At 64.7% G+C, this 14,793-nt stretch carries 11 protein-coding genes; 4 read left to right on the forward strand and 7 right to left on the reverse strand.

What is annotated here, in order from left to right; genetic code table 11:
• Positions 1 to 14 precede the first annotated feature (14 nt).
• The 4 genes from J0W34_RS02845 to J0W34_RS02860 all read right to left on the reverse strand — a co-directional run bounded on the left by J0W34_RS02845 (position 15) and on the right by J0W34_RS02860 (position 4,663).
• Positions 15 to 1,064 (reverse strand): alpha/beta fold hydrolase, encoded by a 1,050-nt coding sequence (locus J0W34_RS02845; protein WP_230970609.1) that lies wholly within the window; start codon positions 1,062 to 1,064, stop codon positions 15 to 17.
• A gap of 50 nt (positions 1,065 to 1,114) precedes the next feature.
• Positions 1,115 to 1,882, reverse strand: a complete 768-nt coding sequence (locus tag J0W34_RS02850) for an SDR family NAD(P)-dependent oxidoreductase (RefSeq protein ID WP_230970610.1) — start codon at positions 1,880 to 1,882, stop codon at positions 1,115 to 1,117.
• A 26-nt stretch (positions 1,883 to 1,908) separates the two neighbouring features.
• The gene (locus tag J0W34_RS02855) at positions 1,909 to 3,564 is read right to left on the reverse strand and encodes a flavin-containing monooxygenase (protein ID WP_230970611.1); all 1,656 of its coding nucleotides are present in this window, start codon (positions 3,562 to 3,564) and stop codon (positions 1,909 to 1,911) included.
• A 223-nt stretch (positions 3,565 to 3,787) separates the two neighbouring features.
• The gene (locus tag J0W34_RS02860) at positions 3,788 to 4,663 is read right to left on the reverse strand and encodes a transporter (RefSeq protein ID WP_230970612.1); all 876 of its coding nucleotides are present in this window, start codon (positions 4,661 to 4,663) and stop codon (positions 3,788 to 3,790) included.
• Between the two features lie 417 nt (positions 4,664 to 5,080).
• Between J0W34_RS02860 and J0W34_RS02865 the strand changes: the two genes are divergently transcribed.
• The gene (locus J0W34_RS02865) at positions 5,081 to 6,079 is read left to right on the forward strand and encodes a PEP-CTERM sorting domain-containing protein (RefSeq protein ID WP_230970613.1); all 999 of its coding nucleotides are present in this window, start codon (positions 5,081 to 5,083) and stop codon (positions 6,077 to 6,079) included.
• Here J0W34_RS02865 and J0W34_RS02870 read toward each other — a convergent pair.
• A complete protein-coding gene (locus tag J0W34_RS02870; protein WP_230970614.1) occupies positions 6,024 to 6,980 on the reverse strand; it encodes a nucleoside recognition domain-containing protein in 957 nt (318 codons plus the stop codon). The two genes, J0W34_RS02865 and J0W34_RS02870, sit on opposite strands and share 56 nt — an antisense overlap.
• A 42-nt stretch (positions 6,981 to 7,022) precedes the next feature.
• Complete coding sequence (locus J0W34_RS02875) at positions 7,023 to 7,304, reverse strand: YciI family protein (protein ID WP_230970615.1); 282 nt, start codon at positions 7,302 to 7,304, stop codon at positions 7,023 to 7,025.
• A gap of 205 nt (positions 7,305 to 7,509) precedes the next feature.
• Here J0W34_RS02875 and J0W34_RS02880 point away from each other — a divergent pair, with 205 nt between their 5' ends.
• Positions 7,510 to 8,001, forward strand: coding sequence for a PliI family lysozyme inhibitor of I-type lysozyme (locus J0W34_RS02880; RefSeq protein ID WP_230970616.1), 492 nt, complete (start codon positions 7,510 to 7,512; stop codon positions 7,999 to 8,001).
• A gap of 72 nt (positions 8,002 to 8,073) precedes the next feature.
• On the opposite strand, the gene J0W34_RS02885 is transcribed toward J0W34_RS02880, so the two are convergent.
• Positions 8,074 to 11,436: a PAS domain S-box protein gene (locus tag J0W34_RS02885; protein ID WP_230970617.1), complete on the reverse strand. Its 3,363-nt coding sequence runs from the start codon at positions 11,434 to 11,436 to the stop codon at positions 8,074 to 8,076.
• A 326-nt stretch (positions 11,437 to 11,762) separates the two neighbouring features.
• Between J0W34_RS02885 and J0W34_RS02890 the strand changes: the two genes are divergently transcribed.
• Positions 11,763 to 13,607 (forward strand): ATP-binding protein, encoded by a 1,845-nt coding sequence (locus tag J0W34_RS02890; RefSeq protein ID WP_230970618.1) that lies wholly within the window; start codon positions 11,763 to 11,765, stop codon positions 13,605 to 13,607.
• A gap of 74 nt (positions 13,608 to 13,681) precedes the next feature.
• On the forward strand, positions 13,682 to 14,725 hold the full coding sequence (locus tag J0W34_RS02895; protein ID WP_230970619.1) for a DMT family transporter: 1,044 nt from the start codon (positions 13,682 to 13,684) through the stop codon (positions 14,723 to 14,725).
• Positions 14,726 to 14,793: the final 68 nt, after the last annotated feature.

A 14,793-nucleotide genomic window follows, 5' to 3' on the forward strand; every position in this document is an offset into this window, starting at 1 on the left:
AGCGGGGGACGTCGTCACGACACCGGTCGGGACAACAACGCCGAGAGATTCCGGTCGAGTTCGGTCATCATGTTTGCATCGGTACCGAACAGCGCCAGATGGCCGTCGATGCTGCTCAATGGATGAAACTCGCTGTTGGCGATGAGTTGCTGTTCGGCCAGGCAGTCGTTGGGCGGAAAGAACATGTCATGGCTGATCGGCATGACAAACGTCCGGGCCGTGATGCGGCTCAGGGCTTCGGCCAGACTGCCGTCGGTGTGCCGGCTGACGTCGCCGCGTTGCCATTTCCACGCCATGCACAGCAGGTTGTTCGGGTCCATGGGGCCGAAGTAGCCGGTCATGAACTCGTCCACGAACGCGCCCATGTCGGCAAAGCCGAGCACCCGATGGCGGCCGGCGCGGAAGAACTCGGTGCTCCAGCCCATGACCGTCCACAGCTTGGCATGGCGCTTCAGGCCGGCGGCCACGTCGGCCGGTGTCCGGTAGCGCCCGTTGCTGAATCCCGGGTCGGTGACGATGGCCTCGATCAGGGTCTCGGCGTACAGGAAGTCGTGCTCGGTGTTTTTCGCCGTGCCGGCGATTGGCGCCGCACGCAGCACCATCTGCGGAAAACGCACCGCCCACTCGTAGGTCTGCTGTGCACCCATGGAGCCGCCGACCACGAGTTGCAGTTTTTCGACACCGAAGTGCTCGGTCAGCAAGCGGTGCTGGGCGCGCACGTCGTCACCGATGCGCACACGCGGAAAATCCGGCCCCGCGATGGGCGCCGGCGCATTGCTGGGCGACGTGGACAGACCGTTGCCGATCTGATTGACCACGATGATGCAGTAGCGTGACGGGTCCAGCGCCCGGCCTTCGCCGATGTAGGCATCGCCCATGATCTTGCTGGTGCCCGAGTACCAGGTGGGCACCAGAATGACGTTGTCGCGCGCCTCGTTGAGTGTGCCGTGCATGGCCACGGCCAGCTGGCAGTGCTCGATGACACCGCCTTCTTCCAGCTCGAGACGGCCGATGTCGATCAGCTCGAAGGGGCCGTGGTTGTCCTGCGTGTAGTAGTTGTTCATGGCAAGGTCTCCTCTGTGGGGTGCCCCGGCCGGCGCCGGGGCGTGTGCGCTCAGCGCGCGGTGTATCCGCCGTCGATCACCAGTTCCGAGCCGGTGATCCAGCGTGCCTCGTCCGAGGCGAGATAGACCGCACCCCAGGCGATGTCGTCCGGATCGCCCGTGCCGTGCAGCGGGTGCAGGGCATCAAGGGCGGCTTTGGCCTTGTCCAGCTCCATGCCCGCGTTGTTGGCGTAGCGCTTGACCAGGGCGGTGAACACGAAGCCCGGGTGGATGGAGTTGAAGCGGATCTTGTCCGGAGCATAGATGAGCGCATCGTTCTTGGTCATCAGCCGCACCGCCCCCTTGGCGGCGTGGTAGGGCGGAATGTCGCCCCCGCCGACGAGCCCGTAGATGGACGAAATGTTCACCACCGAACCGCCACCGGCCCGGCGCATGGCCGGAATCACGTGCTTGGTGCACAGGAACACGGAAGTGGCATCCACGTTCATGACGCGGTTCCACTCGGCCAGGCTGAGCTGATCGGTGGGGGTGTTCTCGCCTTCGATGCCGGCGTTGTTGACCAGAATGTCGAGCCGGCCAAAGCGCTGCTCGACCGCCTGCATCGCGTCACGCACCTGCGCTTCGTCGGTGACATCGACCTGGACGAACATCGCCCGGCCGCCGCCGGCTTCGATCCGGTGCGCCAGCTCGGCGCCCTTGCTGTCCATGTCGAGAATGCCGATGGCGGCACCGTGTTCGGCCATGCGCAGGCTGGTGGCCTCGCCGAAGCCGTTGCTGCCGCCGGTGATGACCGCCACCTTGTTTTCGAGTCGTTTCATTGTTGTGTCTCCTGTCGGGCCTGCGTTCAGTGCATCTGGAAGCCGGGGTAGCCGTCGCGGGCCAGTTCGTCACAGCGCTTGTGGTAGTTGCCGACACCGCCGATGTAGGAGAGCAGGCGACGGGGCTTGCCTTCGACGTTGGAGCCCATGTACCAGGAGTCGGTCTTGACCACGAGGGTCTTGGCGGCAGTCTCGTCGTGGTGGCGCACCCAGTCGTCCTCGAACTCGGCGGTCGCTTCGACCACCTGATTGCCGTGCTTGAGGGCGTAGTCGATGCACCCGGTGATCCAGTCCACCTGTTGCTGCAGGCAGGTGGTCATGTTGCACAGGGCGGCGGACGGAGCCAGCGGTGCGCCGGTGGTGAACAGGTTGGGATAGCCGTGCACCTGAAGCCCCATGGAGGTGCGGATCTCCTGTTGCCACTGGTCCTTGAGCGAGCGATTGTTGCGACCGCGAATGTCGATGCGTGACAGGGCGCCGGAGCCGGCATCGAAGCCCACGGCCATGATGATCACATCCACTTCATGCACGGTGCCGTCCGCGGTTTCGATGCCCTCGGGCACGACGCGGGTGATGGCGGTCTTCTTGCAGTCCACCGTTTCCACGTTGGGTTGCAGATACACCTCGAGGTACTTGTTCTCCAGCGGCACGCGGTGGGTGCCGAAACCGTAGTCGGTCGGGATGAGCAGATCGCACAGCTTGGGATCGTTACCGAGGCGCTCGCGCATCTTGCCGCGAACGAACTCGGAGACTTCCTCGCTGACCGCCTCGTCGAAGAACATCTCGGGGAAGGAGGCCAGCCACAGGGACAGGGAGCCGTCTTCCCACAGGCTCTCGAGCACCTGGGTGCGCTCTTCGGGTGTCTTCTCTTCCCAGGGGCCGGCGTCGAAGTCGTAGTCGAAACCGGCGAAGGTCTCGCGCACGCGCTTCTTGAGTTCATGGAAGCGCGAGCTCCACTGATCCCAGTCGGCCTTGCTGTATTTGGGGTTACGCATGGGGATGATGTACTGCGGGGTGCGCACGAAGATCTTCATCGAGCCGACTTCCGGTGCGATGGTCTGGATCACCTGGATGCCGGTGGCGCCGGTGCCGATCACCGCCACCCGCTTGCCCTTCAGATCGACCGGTTCCTTGGGCCACAGGGCTGTGTGGTAGATCTGGCCCTTGAAGCTGGCCTGGCCTTCGAAGCGATCGGACAGCGGCGCCGAGAGCATGCCGCAGCAGGCGATCAGGAACTGGGTGACGATCTTCTCGCCCTCGGTGGTCTCGATGCGCCAGACTTCGTTTTCCTCGTCGAAATGGGCCGAGGCGATGCGGGTGTTGAACTGGATGTCCTTCTTCAGGTCGAGCGTGTCGGCCACGTGGTTGAGCCAGCGTTCGGTTTCCGGCTGGGCGGGGAAGCGCTCCGAGGGCTGCCACGATTTGTAGAGTTCTTCCGAAAACCAGTACTGATAGATCTCTGCCTGGGAGTCGAAGCGGGCGCCGGGGTAGCGGTTCCAGTACCAGGTGCCGCCCACGCCACTGCCGGCTTCATAGGCACGCACCGACATGCCCATGTCGCGCAGGCGGTGCAGCTGATAGAGGCCAGCGACGCCGGCGCCGATGACGACCGCGTCCAGATAGATGCCGCCGCGCAGGTCCAGACCGGCGCATCCCTTCACGGGGAGCTGTTGCGTACTCATTTTGTCTCCTTCCTTGTTGTGGCGGTCCGGCGCGGGGGTGCGTCGACCGTGATTGGAATTTAAGGAAGGGGTGGGGGACGCATCTTGTCGTTTCGTGGCGAAGTTTTGAACGATCTGGTGAGGTGGCGTGCGACCGGTTGTCCAGGGGCGGCAAGAAAACGCCGGCGACCCGTCACGGGATCGCCGGCGCTTCATGTGGCGGTTGCTGCTGAAAAAGCCGCGCTCAGAAGACTTTCAGCAGTCTCAGATTGACCCGGTTGTCTTCGCGCAAGCCGTTCTCCACGGACAGGTCGCGGCCGTAATTGAAGACCACCTGGACGCTCGGTGTGGCGAACCAGGCGGTTCCCACGTTGGCCTTGGTGGTGCGCGTGCGATCGTCCTGGTTCACGCCGTCGACGCTCGTTTCGCCGCCGAAGGCGTGGGAGAGCCCGGCACGCAGATCCCATTGGGGACTGACGTGGTAGCGCAGGAAGGTCTGGAACTGATAGAGGGGTTTCTGCTCCAGCGTGGCGCCCGAGATGCCGAAATCGTCGTTGTCGCCGAACAGCGTGGCGTCGGCCACCACATCCAGTGTCACGGTCTTGCTCAGGGGCGTGATGTAGCCTGCCTGGAGCACGAGCTTCCAGCGGTTCTCGCCCAGATTGAGCGCGTCGTGCCTGTCGTAGTTGCCGGTGGGCAGGAACAGGTAGGGCGTGATCCCGAAATACCGGCCGGTGTCGGGCGAATTGAGCAGCCACACCGCGCTGGCCAGAATCAGGTCGCCCATGCCGTGGGCCGTGCCCATGGTGGCCAGATCGTCTTTCCCCTCGAGTCTTCCGAACGGCAACAGGAACTGAACGTCGATCCGGTGATCGGCGACGTCCGCGAAATGCACGGCGCGGAAAATGCCGATATCCGAGGTCAGGCCAGCGTCCAGATCTGCACGTCTGCCGTGCTGGTAGAGCGCGTCGCGACTCGCATGCTGGTAGTACAGCAGCGCGAGATTGGTGCCGGCAGGCAGGGCCGTGTAGTCGCCGGCATCCACATCCAGTGCGTGAGCCGGGCCGGTGGAAAGCATCGCCACCAGAGTGGCGATGCGCGTCAGGCGGTATGGCTTCATGGTTTTGTCTCCGTTCTTGTTGGGTACATGAGGCCGTTCCCGCCACGTCCCGGGCCGTGTCGTACCGGATAGCGGTCGCGAAAGATGGCGAGAAGCGGGCGAGTTGCAATCTAGGGAAAGCCGGCGGCGCGCATCTTGTCGATCCTTGGCGAATCTTTGAACGATGCGGTGTGCCCGATGGAGAGGAGCGGACGGAGATGGGCGGCGGCCGTCATGGCGTCGGCTGTTGGTGATCTTGCGCATTCGTGCTTGCCGGATCGCTCAAGGGTTCCCGCCGGGCATGGATGTCCGCCCCATGATCCGGTGAAGCGTTTGCGCGCGGTGGCGTGACTTTTCGCCCTGAGGGGCTAAGCTGAGGGTTTGTGTGCCGGTGTCATAACCGCCGGTGTGCGCCAAACCCCGATCCAAGGATGAACCATGCGATCCCTACGCGCTGACGCCCTCATCGGCTTTGCCATCGCGCTGGTCAGCGGCCCTGCCATTGCCGCCACGCCGCTCGGCACCCTCGGTGACGAATTCAACGACGCCGCCACATTGAGCCAGTGGTCTCGCCTCTACATCACGGAAGGCTGGGGCGCAGATCAGCTCGACACCTGGGATATCGGTGCCACCCAGACCGGCGCGATGACGCTCACACCGCATTCGAGCGTCTGGTACAACAATCGCAAGGGGGCGCTTGCCTTTCAGGCGGTGACCGGCGACTTCATCGCCACAACCGCACTGTGGGTCCGGGATCGGGATGCCGCCGATGGCAATGCAGTGCCCGCCTCACCGTTTTCCATTGCCGGGCTCATGGCGCGTGCGCCACGTCCGATCACCGATCCGACGACCGAATGGACGGCCGGGGGCGAAAACTACGTCCTGTCCGGGGCGGGCAGTGGCGCCAACGAGGCCAGTTTCCAGGTGGAAACCAAGACCACGGTCGACAGCAACTCGGTGTGGGCACAGCAACCGATCACTTCCGGGCTCGTCGAATTGCAACTGGCGCGCATCGGAGATACCTTCATCACGGCCTACCGGGCCGAAGGCGCCAACTGGCAGATCCATGATCGCTACTCCCGCACCGATCTGCCCGACACGCTGCAGCTCGGCATCGTCGCCTATGCCGACTATCCCACGGCCAGTGGCGTCTCGGCCTACGAACACAACTCGACGGTGCTGTCCGGTGCGCCCGATCTGACCGCCAGCTTCGACTGGTTCCGGGTGGCGGCGGTGGATCTGCCACCGGCCTTGCTCGGGCTCGACCTGGCCGATGCGGGCAGCGTGACCGATGCACAGCTATTGACGGTGCTCGGTGCCAACGGCATCCCCACCCCGGTGCCCGAACCGGCCACCTGGCTGAGCCTGCTCACCGGGCTTTTCACCCTGGGCGCGGTGGCGCGCAGACCGGGACGCGCCAGACACGCGCCAGGATAAACGTCGCCGCGACAGCGATGACGAGCCTCAGTAATACGAACGCCAACAGATCTCCGCCGATCAGCATGACGGCAAGCGTGTCCTCAATGACGCCATGGAAGAGCGCGACGAAGCACAGCGAGACTTTGACATCTCGCGGGTGCAGTCCTTCTCGCCGGGTCTCCTGAAGGAGCATGCCGCCGCCGTAGGCAAGACCCATGGTGATGCCGACGGCAAAGACGCTGCTCAGGCGCTGGCTGACGCCGAAAAGGCCGAGCAATGGCTTGAGCGCCCAGGTCAGTGCGCGGTCAAGTCCGCTGGCCTCCAGGGCGCGCTTGAGCAGTAGCAGAACGAAGATCACGGCTTCGATGAGCAGAAGGTTCCTGGCTTGAAAGTAGAGCCAGGCATCGACGCTGGCGATGTCGTCCGGCGCCTGCGGCAGTTGGAGGCTTGATGGGTCGGTGCCGATGTCGAAGGCGGTGAACAGCCCATGGCAGATGAGGCCGAAGACCATCGCGCAGCCGCATCGCAGCGCCAGATGCAAGGAAAACGAGAGGCCAATGCGTTTCGCGATGGCACCTTCGAGGATCAGCCCGTGACACAGCAACATCATGCCGCCAAGCGTGCTCGCCTGTGCGTGAGTGAGGGTCAGGTCCGGCAGGCTGGCAAGAACGATGAGCCCGCCGTAAATGTTCGTCACCATGGTGGAGGCCAGCGCGAACCCGGTCTCTGCCGGGAGTCCGACCAGGCGCATGGCCGGTTCGAGTGCATCCCCGATGTGCCGGACGGCGCCGAGCGCCTCCAGCACCCTCAGCAGCAACAGCACCGGAACGATGATTGCCAGCAGGCTCCTGGAGATCGCGAGAAACTCCCGAAAGAATTCCCTGAGCCATCTGAGGCGATGCCGGCTCGACTCAAGCATGTGGATTCTTCGCTCTGGAGGCTTGCCCGGTGCGAGCCGGGATCACAGCAGACATTCAAGCCCGGGCGTGTGCCGGCCAACGTTCACTTCGATGACTTCGGCCGTGACCACGCCATGCGCAACGAACGGGTCTTGCGCCACGCGGGCCTCGACCTCCTCGCGGGTGCCGCGCACGAGCAGCACGCCGCCGGCCGCTGGCACGATGCTGCCCACCAGCTGGAGCGCGCCGGACTCGAAGCCGTCGCTGATCCACTGATTGTGATCGTTCATGTACTTCGGGGCGTCCTGTTTGTGGTCGCCGAATCGCAGGATGACGATGAACATGTCACTTGTCTCCGTAACAGGGGGCGCAACGCACTCGTCGCGCCAGAGGGGAAACTCGCAAGATATGCCAATGGGGTATTGTGCGTCAATGCTCATGCCGCGCGTGATGCTGTCGGACTTGAGACGCGCTGCGTGCGCTGCTGTAATACGCGCTCGATACCGCATTACGGGCGCGCCTGTGCCTGATCACCGGAGCCCCTGATTCATGTTCAAAGTCCTCGTCACCACTTCATGCGCGGTGCTCTTGTGCGCCCAGACGGCCCTGGCGGATGAGGCCGAGCGCTTCGTCGGGCAGGTCGCCCTGCCCAATGGCCAGACGGTGGTGGTTGCCGAGGGCGATCTCGAAGCGCGGGCCCGGGGCAGCTACAGCGTGCGTTTGTACGAGGCGGCGAAGGCGTCCGATACAGGCGCGTTGTTCGTGTCGGGCATCGTCATGCCCCGCATGGGCACCGTGGAGCGCGTGATGGTCTCCGATCCGGATTCCGATGGCGAGCCCGAGGTGGTGGTCATGACGCGTTCTGTGGGCACCGGGGGCAAGCGCTCGGCGCGGGTGTTCGATGTGCTCGATGGCAGGATCGATCCCTTGATCACGGTGGACGATCTGCCCGCCGATGCCGATGTGCTCGACGCGCTCAAGGCGCGGGCGACGGTACGTGATGAAGTCAAGAAGCGGCAGGCCGACCGGTTGAAGAAGTAGCGATCCGGTCTCCGGGGCCGGGTTCGAGCGCGGTCGCAGCGGCCTTTTCTTCCGGCGCCTGGCTGAGGCCGTTTAGTGGGCTTCGGGTTCGGCTTCTTCCGTCGCGTGCGCAAGCCATGAAAGCACGGTGCGGAAGAACGCGTCCGGGTCGATCGGTTTGGGCAGATGGTCGTTCATGCCTGCGGCCAGGCAGACATCCCGGTCGGATTCGAAGGCGTTGGCCGTCATGGCGACGATGGGGGTGTCCATGTTCTGGCTGTCGGCGCGGATGGCACGGGTGGCCTCGAGCCCGTTGAGGATCGGCATCTGCATGTCCATGAGGATGAGGTCGTAGCGCGCCGAGCGCGCCATGTCGAGCGCCTGTTCGCCGTTGTCAGCGGTGTCTGCGATCAGGCCAAGCTCTTCGAGGAGGGATAGAGCGATTTCCTGGTTGAAGGGTTCGTCCTCGGCGACGAGCACCCGGGCGCCCGAGTGGCGGGCGCGAATCTGCTCGTCCGCGGATGTGTCCGGGTGTGGGGCGGGCGTGGTGTCCTGATACGCCGACGTGTCGCGAGGCAGCTCGAGTTCGATCCAGAACAGGCTGCCGGCGCCAGGGGTGCTGTCGAGGCCGATCTCGCCACCCATCAGATCCACCAGTCGTTTGCAGATCGCCAGCCCGAGACCGGTGCCGCCATATTTGCGGGTGGTCGAGCCGTCGGCCTGTTCGAAGGCACAGAACAGGCGGCTCTGGTCTTCCGGCGCGATGCCGATCCCGTGGTCTTCCACCTCGATTCTCAGTCGGACCATTTCGCTGGAAGCAGCGCTGGCGCGGAAGCGGATGTCGATCGGGTGCGCGGCCCCGAACTTGACCGCGTTGCCCACCAGGTTGTTCAGCACCTGACCCAGACGCAACGGGTCGCCCTGCAGCGGGAGCTGACGCACGGCATCGTCTGCATCGAAACGCAGTGGCGAGCCCGAGGCGCTGGCCTGATGGCCGATCATTTCGCTGACCTGGGTGATCAGCGCCTGCGGCGTAAAGCGGATGTGCTCGAGCTTGAGGTGCTCGGCCTCGATCTTGGAGAGGTCGAGGATGTCGTTGAGTACGGCGAGCAGGCGCTCGGCGGAGCGCTTGGCCTTGTCGAGCTTCTCCAGCCCGTCGGGGTCGGTCATGCGCTTGCGCGCGATGCCGATCATGCCCAGCACCCCGTTCATGGGCGTGCGCAACTCGTGACTCATGTTGGCCAGGAAAACCGATTTTGCGCGGTTGGCCGCCTCGGCCTGGTCCTTGGCCAGCTTGAGGTCGGTGACATCGACCGCCAGCACGAAGAAACCGACAACCTTGCCGTCGATCCGGTCGGGCACGTAGCGCGCTTCGGCGTGACGCAACTGGCCATCTTCCAGCGGGATACGCACCATGAAATGCTGCGCCTTGCCTGCGAGGACCGCTTCGGCCCGGGGCAACACATGGTCGAGGAAATCCGCCTTGAGCACCTGGGTGATGTGGCGGTCCTGCATCTCCTTGAGCGACACGCCCAGCCAGCGGCGGTAGTGCGGGTTGGAAAAGCGATTGATCAGGTCCTTGTCCCAGTAGGCGACGGCACTGGGGATGTTGTTGAGAATGATCTCGAAGTGATTGCGCTGTTTGGCCAGGGCCCTGGTCCGCTCGGCGACGACGGATTCGAGCGAACTGCGATAGCGCTCCAGCTCTGCTTCGGCGTGTTTCTGCTCGGTGACATCGCGAATCTGGACGAAAACGGCCGCCTGGTCGTGCAGATTGATCTTCGACAGGGTGACTTCTGCGATGAATTCGCTGCCGTCCTGGCGCACGAAGGTCCAGTCGAAGCGCGTCACATGATCGTAGCGCGTGCTGTCGATCATCCTGCGAAACTTGCTGGCCGACGCTTCGCCGTCGGGCTGGCAGGGGGGCGAAAGCTCGGCCGGGTGTTTGCCGACGAGATCATCCTTTGTCTCGTGACCCATGAGCGCGAGCGCGGCGTGGTTGCACTCGATGAAGCGCTCCTCGCGCACGATCCACAGACCGTCGGGCGAGGATTCGAACAGCGTGCGAAAGCGGCTTTCGGACGCCTGCAGGGCGGCCTGGCTACGGCGTTTCTCGCTGATGTCCCGCGACGAATAGAACATCACCGCCTGGCCATTGAGTGCCAGGCCCGCGCCGCTGACTTCGACCGGAATGATGTGGCCGTCCCGGTGGCGATGGCGGGTCTGGAACTCCAGGCGCGCCTGCGTGCGGAAGTGACCCTGCACCATCTCGTTCAGCGCCTCGGGGCCGTGTTGCCCATCCCAGAAGCTGACGTGTTTTCCGAGAAGCTCTTCGCGCGGGTAACCCAGCATGGCGCAGAACGAGTCGCTGGCCTCGATCAGGTGGCCGCCCTGGTCAAGGATATGAATGCCATCGCTGGCGTTGGTGAGCAGGTTCCGGTTGCGCTCCGTTTCGACCTGCAGATTGCGGATCAAGCGCCACAGAAGCCAGGTGAACACCGTGGTGATGAGGAGGAACAGCACCAGGATTGTGATGGCGTTGCGCGCCTCTTCCTGCCAGTCGGCCATGTGGTCATCGGGGGCGATTCCGACGACGAGATGAAAGGGCACGGCGCTCATGCGCCGGTAAGTCTGGATGAGTTCCAGGCCCTCGGCGCTGGCGCCGGAGTGGTACGTGGCTTCCGTTCTGCCCGAGTCCATGGCGGCCCGCAGTGGCTCCGTGTAGGTCTGCGTGCCCATCTGGGCAACCGGATTGCCGGTCGGCGGCTGGCGCACCATCAGTCGGGCATGTGAGTCGAGAATGATGGCCACCCCGTCGCGCCCGGTGTCGAAGCTGGAGAGCAATTCATTGAAATAGCTGACCGGGATCGCAAGCGAGATGACGCCGGCAAAATCCCCGTTCGGGTGGTTGTAGCGGCGCGCAAAAGACACCACCCAGGTCTGCGACACGCGCCCGTAAATAGGATCGGTCACGGTCATGCCGGCATGGGGTGTCGCACGGTGATGGAGGAAAAAATCGCGGTCGCCCCAGGTGGCATGCGCGTCGGGCCGGACGTCCGTGCCGAGAATCACGCGGCCCTCGGCGTCCGCGATCCGGATGCCCGCCGCGTGCTCGAGGTTGCGTTCATGGTCTGCGAGCAAGGCAGTGAAGCTCATCGTATCCAGATGGCCGGTCTCGCGCAGTGCGTTTTCCAGCTGGAACTGGATGCTCTTGAGCACCAGGTCGAATGCTTCGGCGCTCTTGGTGACGCTCTGGTCAGCGAGCCGGGCGAGGCTGCGGGTTTCGGCCTCGATGTGGGCCACATGCTCGACGCGGCTGTTGTCGACCGCCAGGTAAGTGGCGAGGATCGCCGCTGCATGGAGAACAAGTACCGCAATAATGAGCACACGACGGATGCGGGGCGTGCTGGCCAGCGAGGGCATCAGTCCGTCGTGCAAGCGGGTGTGCAGTCCCATGTACGTGAGCGTTCCTGTCGTGTCAGTGTGTCCGGGGGCGGCGTTCTTCCGGGCTCAGGCGGTTCAGACGGCTTGATCCCGATCTATGACTTACGGCAGATTACCCGTGAAGCTTGAGTCAGGCCGATTGCCCTCCGCGCCGGCAAACAGGGGACATCGGCCCGTCATGCAGCCGGCGCTGGTGCGGCCTGGCCCACGAGGCCGTTCTCAAGCAGTATTCCGTTGAGTCGTTAATGCAAGGCAGCCCCTGAGCGTGCGGATGATCCGGGGTTTGGGCGTGACGACGCCAACTGAATTCGGAGGCGCAGGCGCGGAACAGGCCGGGCATGGAAGAGACCGATCACAAACTCGAATGCGAAGTACAGGGTCAGCTGACCGAGTTGCTCTTTCGCAATGCGCTGGTGGCACTCATCGCCAATCTGGTGACCGGGGCCATGCTGGCTTATGTGAATGTCTCCATTCATGCCGCCTGGCAGCCGGCGCTGCTGTGGTGGATGGGCCTGGCCGCCGCTGCGCTGGGGCGCTACGCCCATGCACGGCTGTTTCAACGCAGGCGTCCCGATGCGCTCAGTGCCAGTCGCTGGCGACATCGCTACGTCGCGCTCACCGGGCTGGTCGCCGCGGTGTGGGGGGGCGGGGCCGTGATGTTCATGTGGACAGCGCCGGATACCGCAAGACTGTTCACCGGCCTGCTCGTCGCCGGGCTGGTGGCCGGTTCTGCGACCGTGCTCGCACCGGTGCTGTCGGCCTTGTACTGGTTTACCGGCTTGATCAGCGTGCCGCTGCTGCTCTCCATCCTCTGGAACGCCAGTGCGCCGATCCATGTCGGATTCGCGCTGATCGTGGTGGTCATGACCCTGGCCATCTTCTCGAGCGCTCGCTACCTGCACCAGACCATCAGGGCCTCGATTCTGCTCGGGCTCGAGCGCGGGAACATGGTCAGCCGGCTGGAGGAGGCCAACAGCGCCATCGAGGCCGCCAACAACGCCAAGAGTGCCTTTCTGGCGACCATGTCGCATGAAATCCGCACGCCCCTCAATGGCATCCTGGGCATGGCCCAGGCCCTGAAGAGCGCCGACACGCTCAGTGCCGAGCAGCGGAAGGACTATGCGGGCGTGATTCTGGACTCCGGCCAGCTCCTGCTCGCCATTCTCAACGATATCCTCGACATCTCGCGCATTGAGGCGGGACGGATGGCCTTGTCGGCAACACCGATGGCAGTCGAGCCCTGGCTGATGGACACGGTGCGCGCCTTCGAGCCGGTTGCGCAGGGCAAGGGCCTGTGCTTGAGCGCCACGTGGCACGGGCCGCCCGAACGGCGGTACTCCGCGGACGCCTTGCGGCTGCGCCAGATGCTGTCGAATCTCATCAACAATGCGGTCAAGTTCACTGCCCAGGGGGCAGTCCAGGTCGATGCGACCGAGCTCGAGGCCGAGGGTGGGCGGGCCGTGCTGCAAGTGCGCGTCACGGACACCGGGGTCGGCATGAGCCAGTCGGTGCAGGATCGATTGTTCGTCCCATTCACCCAGGCGGACAGCTCGATCACGCGCGAGTACGGCGGTAGTGGTCTGGGCTTGTCCATCGTGCGGCGACTTGCGCAGCTCATGGGGGGCGAGATCAGCGTACGCAGTGCGCCGGACGAGGGGGCCTGCTTCATGTTCGAGGTGCCGGTCGAGATCGACCGTGAGTCGACGCTATCGCTCCCGGCCGTCCCCGACAGGCCCGCGCCAGCGGCCGCGACGGTGAGTGCCCCGGAGACGGTGGTCGCGGGTGCGCCGGTGCTGCTGGTGGACGACAACCCGATCAATCGCAGAGTGGCCGAGATCATGCTCGGGCAGTTCGGCCTCGAGGTCGTACAGGCGACCAACGGGCAGGAGTGTCTCGATCGACTCGACGCGGGACTGCGGCCGGTCTTCATTCTCATGGATGTGCAGATGCCGGTGCTGGACGGGCTGAGCGCCACCCGGCTCATCCGCGAGCGGGAGGCCCGCGAATATTGTCGCCGTACCCCGGTCATCGCGCTGACCGGTGGCGTGTTCGAGGACGATGCCACCCGGTGTCGGGATGCCGGCATGGACGATTTCCTCGCCAAGCCCCTCGATGCGACACAGTTCAGACGCGTGGTGACACGATGGCTGGACGGCGCGGGCGCGCCCACCGCCGACAGCTAAGGTCCCGCAGGCTGTCCCGTGTCCGTCTGGTGCCGACGCCTTCATAATGGAGGCTGGTAACGCCCGGATGCGCCATGACCCGTCCCATCGTCTACGCCCTGCTCGCCGCCGCCCTGTTCGGTGCCAGTACCCCGTTTGCCAAACTGTTGCTGGGCGACGTTTCTCCGTGGTTGCTGGCCGGACTGCTTTACCTGGGCAGCGGGATCGGGCTGGGGGGCTATCGCGTCGTGCGCGACGGACAGTGGAAGCCGTCGGGCCTGACACCGGGGGAATGGCCGTGGCTGGCAGGCGCCATCGTCTTCGGCGGGGTGCTCGGGCCGCTCGCATTGATGTTCGGCCTCTCCCGGACGCCGGGGGCGGCGGCCTCCCTGTTGCTCAACCTCGAAGCCGTGCTCACTGCCGTGCTGGCGTGGTGCGTGTTCAGGGAAGCGACCGACCGTCGTGTCGTGCTGGGCATGGTGGCCATCGTGATTGGCGGGCTCTTGCTGTCATGGTCGTCCTCAGCGGGTCATGATGCCGGCAGTCTGCCGGGGCCGCTGGCCATCGTGCTTGCCTGCCTGTGCTGGGCCATCGACAACAATCTTACCCGTCAGGTATCGGCCGCGGACGCGGTGTTCATTGCCAGCGTCAAGGGCGCCGTTGCGGGCGGTGTGAATGTTGCGCTGGCGGTGATGCTCGGTGCCGACTGGCCGTCGGCCGAGCTCGTGGGCGCGACGCTGTTGGTCGGGCTGCTGGGCTACGGTGTCAGTCTGGTGATGTTCGTTCTGGCCCTGCGCGGGCTGGGCACGGCGCGCACCGGGGCCTATTTTTCGACGGCGCCCTTCATCGGCGCGGCCCTCTCGCTGGTCATGCTCGATGAAGTGGCGGGCCCCGGCTTCTGGTGGGCGACCGGTTTCATGGCAATCGGCGTCTGGCTGCACCTGAGCGAGCGTCATGAGCACGTGCACACCCACGAGGCGACAGCACACCGACACATGCACGTGCATGACGCGCATCACCAGCACGCCCACGAACCCGAGACCCCGCCCGGTGAGCCTCACGAACACTGGCATCGGCACGAGCCGGTCACCCACAAGCATCCGCATTTCCCCGACATCCATCACCGTCACTCCCATTAGCCGCGTCGCGCACGCGTGCCCCGTTGCGTCGAGCCCGCTGACTGCATCGGGTTGAACTCGCTGCCGAG

Origin of the sequence: Nitrogeniibacter aestuarii, from assembly GCF_017309585.1 — a bacterium.
GTDB classification, from domain to species: Bacteria; Pseudomonadota; Gammaproteobacteria; order Burkholderiales; family Rhodocyclaceae; genus Nitrogeniibacter; species Nitrogeniibacter aestuarii.

What these genes read in the sequence shown, in the direction of transcription:
- J0W34_RS02845 (WP_230970609.1), bottom strand. Translation starts at nt 1,064, where the DNA reads ATGAACAACTACTACACGCAGGACAACCACGGCCCCTTCGAGCTGATC.
- J0W34_RS02850 (WP_230970610.1), bottom strand. Translation starts at nt 1,882, where the DNA reads ATGAAACGACTCGAAAACAAGGTGGCGGTCATCACCGGCGGCAGCAAC.
- J0W34_RS02855 (WP_230970611.1), bottom strand. Translation starts at nt 3,564, where the DNA reads ATGAGTACGCAACAGCTCCCCGTGAAGGGATGCGCCGGTCTGGACCTG.
- J0W34_RS02860 (WP_230970612.1), bottom strand. Translation starts at nt 4,663, where the DNA reads ATGAAGCCATACCGCCTGACGCGCATCGCCACTCTGGTGGCGATGCTT.
- J0W34_RS02865 (WP_230970613.1), top strand. Translation starts at nt 5,081, where the DNA reads ATGCGATCCCTACGCGCTGACGCCCTCATCGGCTTTGCCATCGCGCTG.
- J0W34_RS02870 (WP_230970614.1), bottom strand. Translation starts at nt 6,980, where the DNA reads ATGCTTGAGTCGAGCCGGCATCGCCTCAGATGGCTCAGGGAATTCTTT.
- J0W34_RS02875 (WP_230970615.1), bottom strand. Translation starts at nt 7,304, where the DNA reads ATGTTCATCGTCATCCTGCGATTCGGCGACCACAAACAGGACGCCCCG.
- J0W34_RS02880 (WP_230970616.1), top strand. Translation starts at nt 7,510, where the DNA reads ATGTTCAAAGTCCTCGTCACCACTTCATGCGCGGTGCTCTTGTGCGCC.
- J0W34_RS02885 (WP_230970617.1), bottom strand. Translation starts at nt 11,436, where the DNA reads ATGGGACTGCACACCCGCTTGCACGACGGACTGATGCCCTCGCTGGCC.
- J0W34_RS02890 (WP_230970618.1), top strand. Translation starts at nt 11,763, where the DNA reads ATGGAAGAGACCGATCACAAACTCGAATGCGAAGTACAGGGTCAGCTG.
- J0W34_RS02895 (WP_230970619.1), top strand. Translation starts at nt 13,682, where the DNA reads ATGACCCGTCCCATCGTCTACGCCCTGCTCGCCGCCGCCCTGTTCGGT.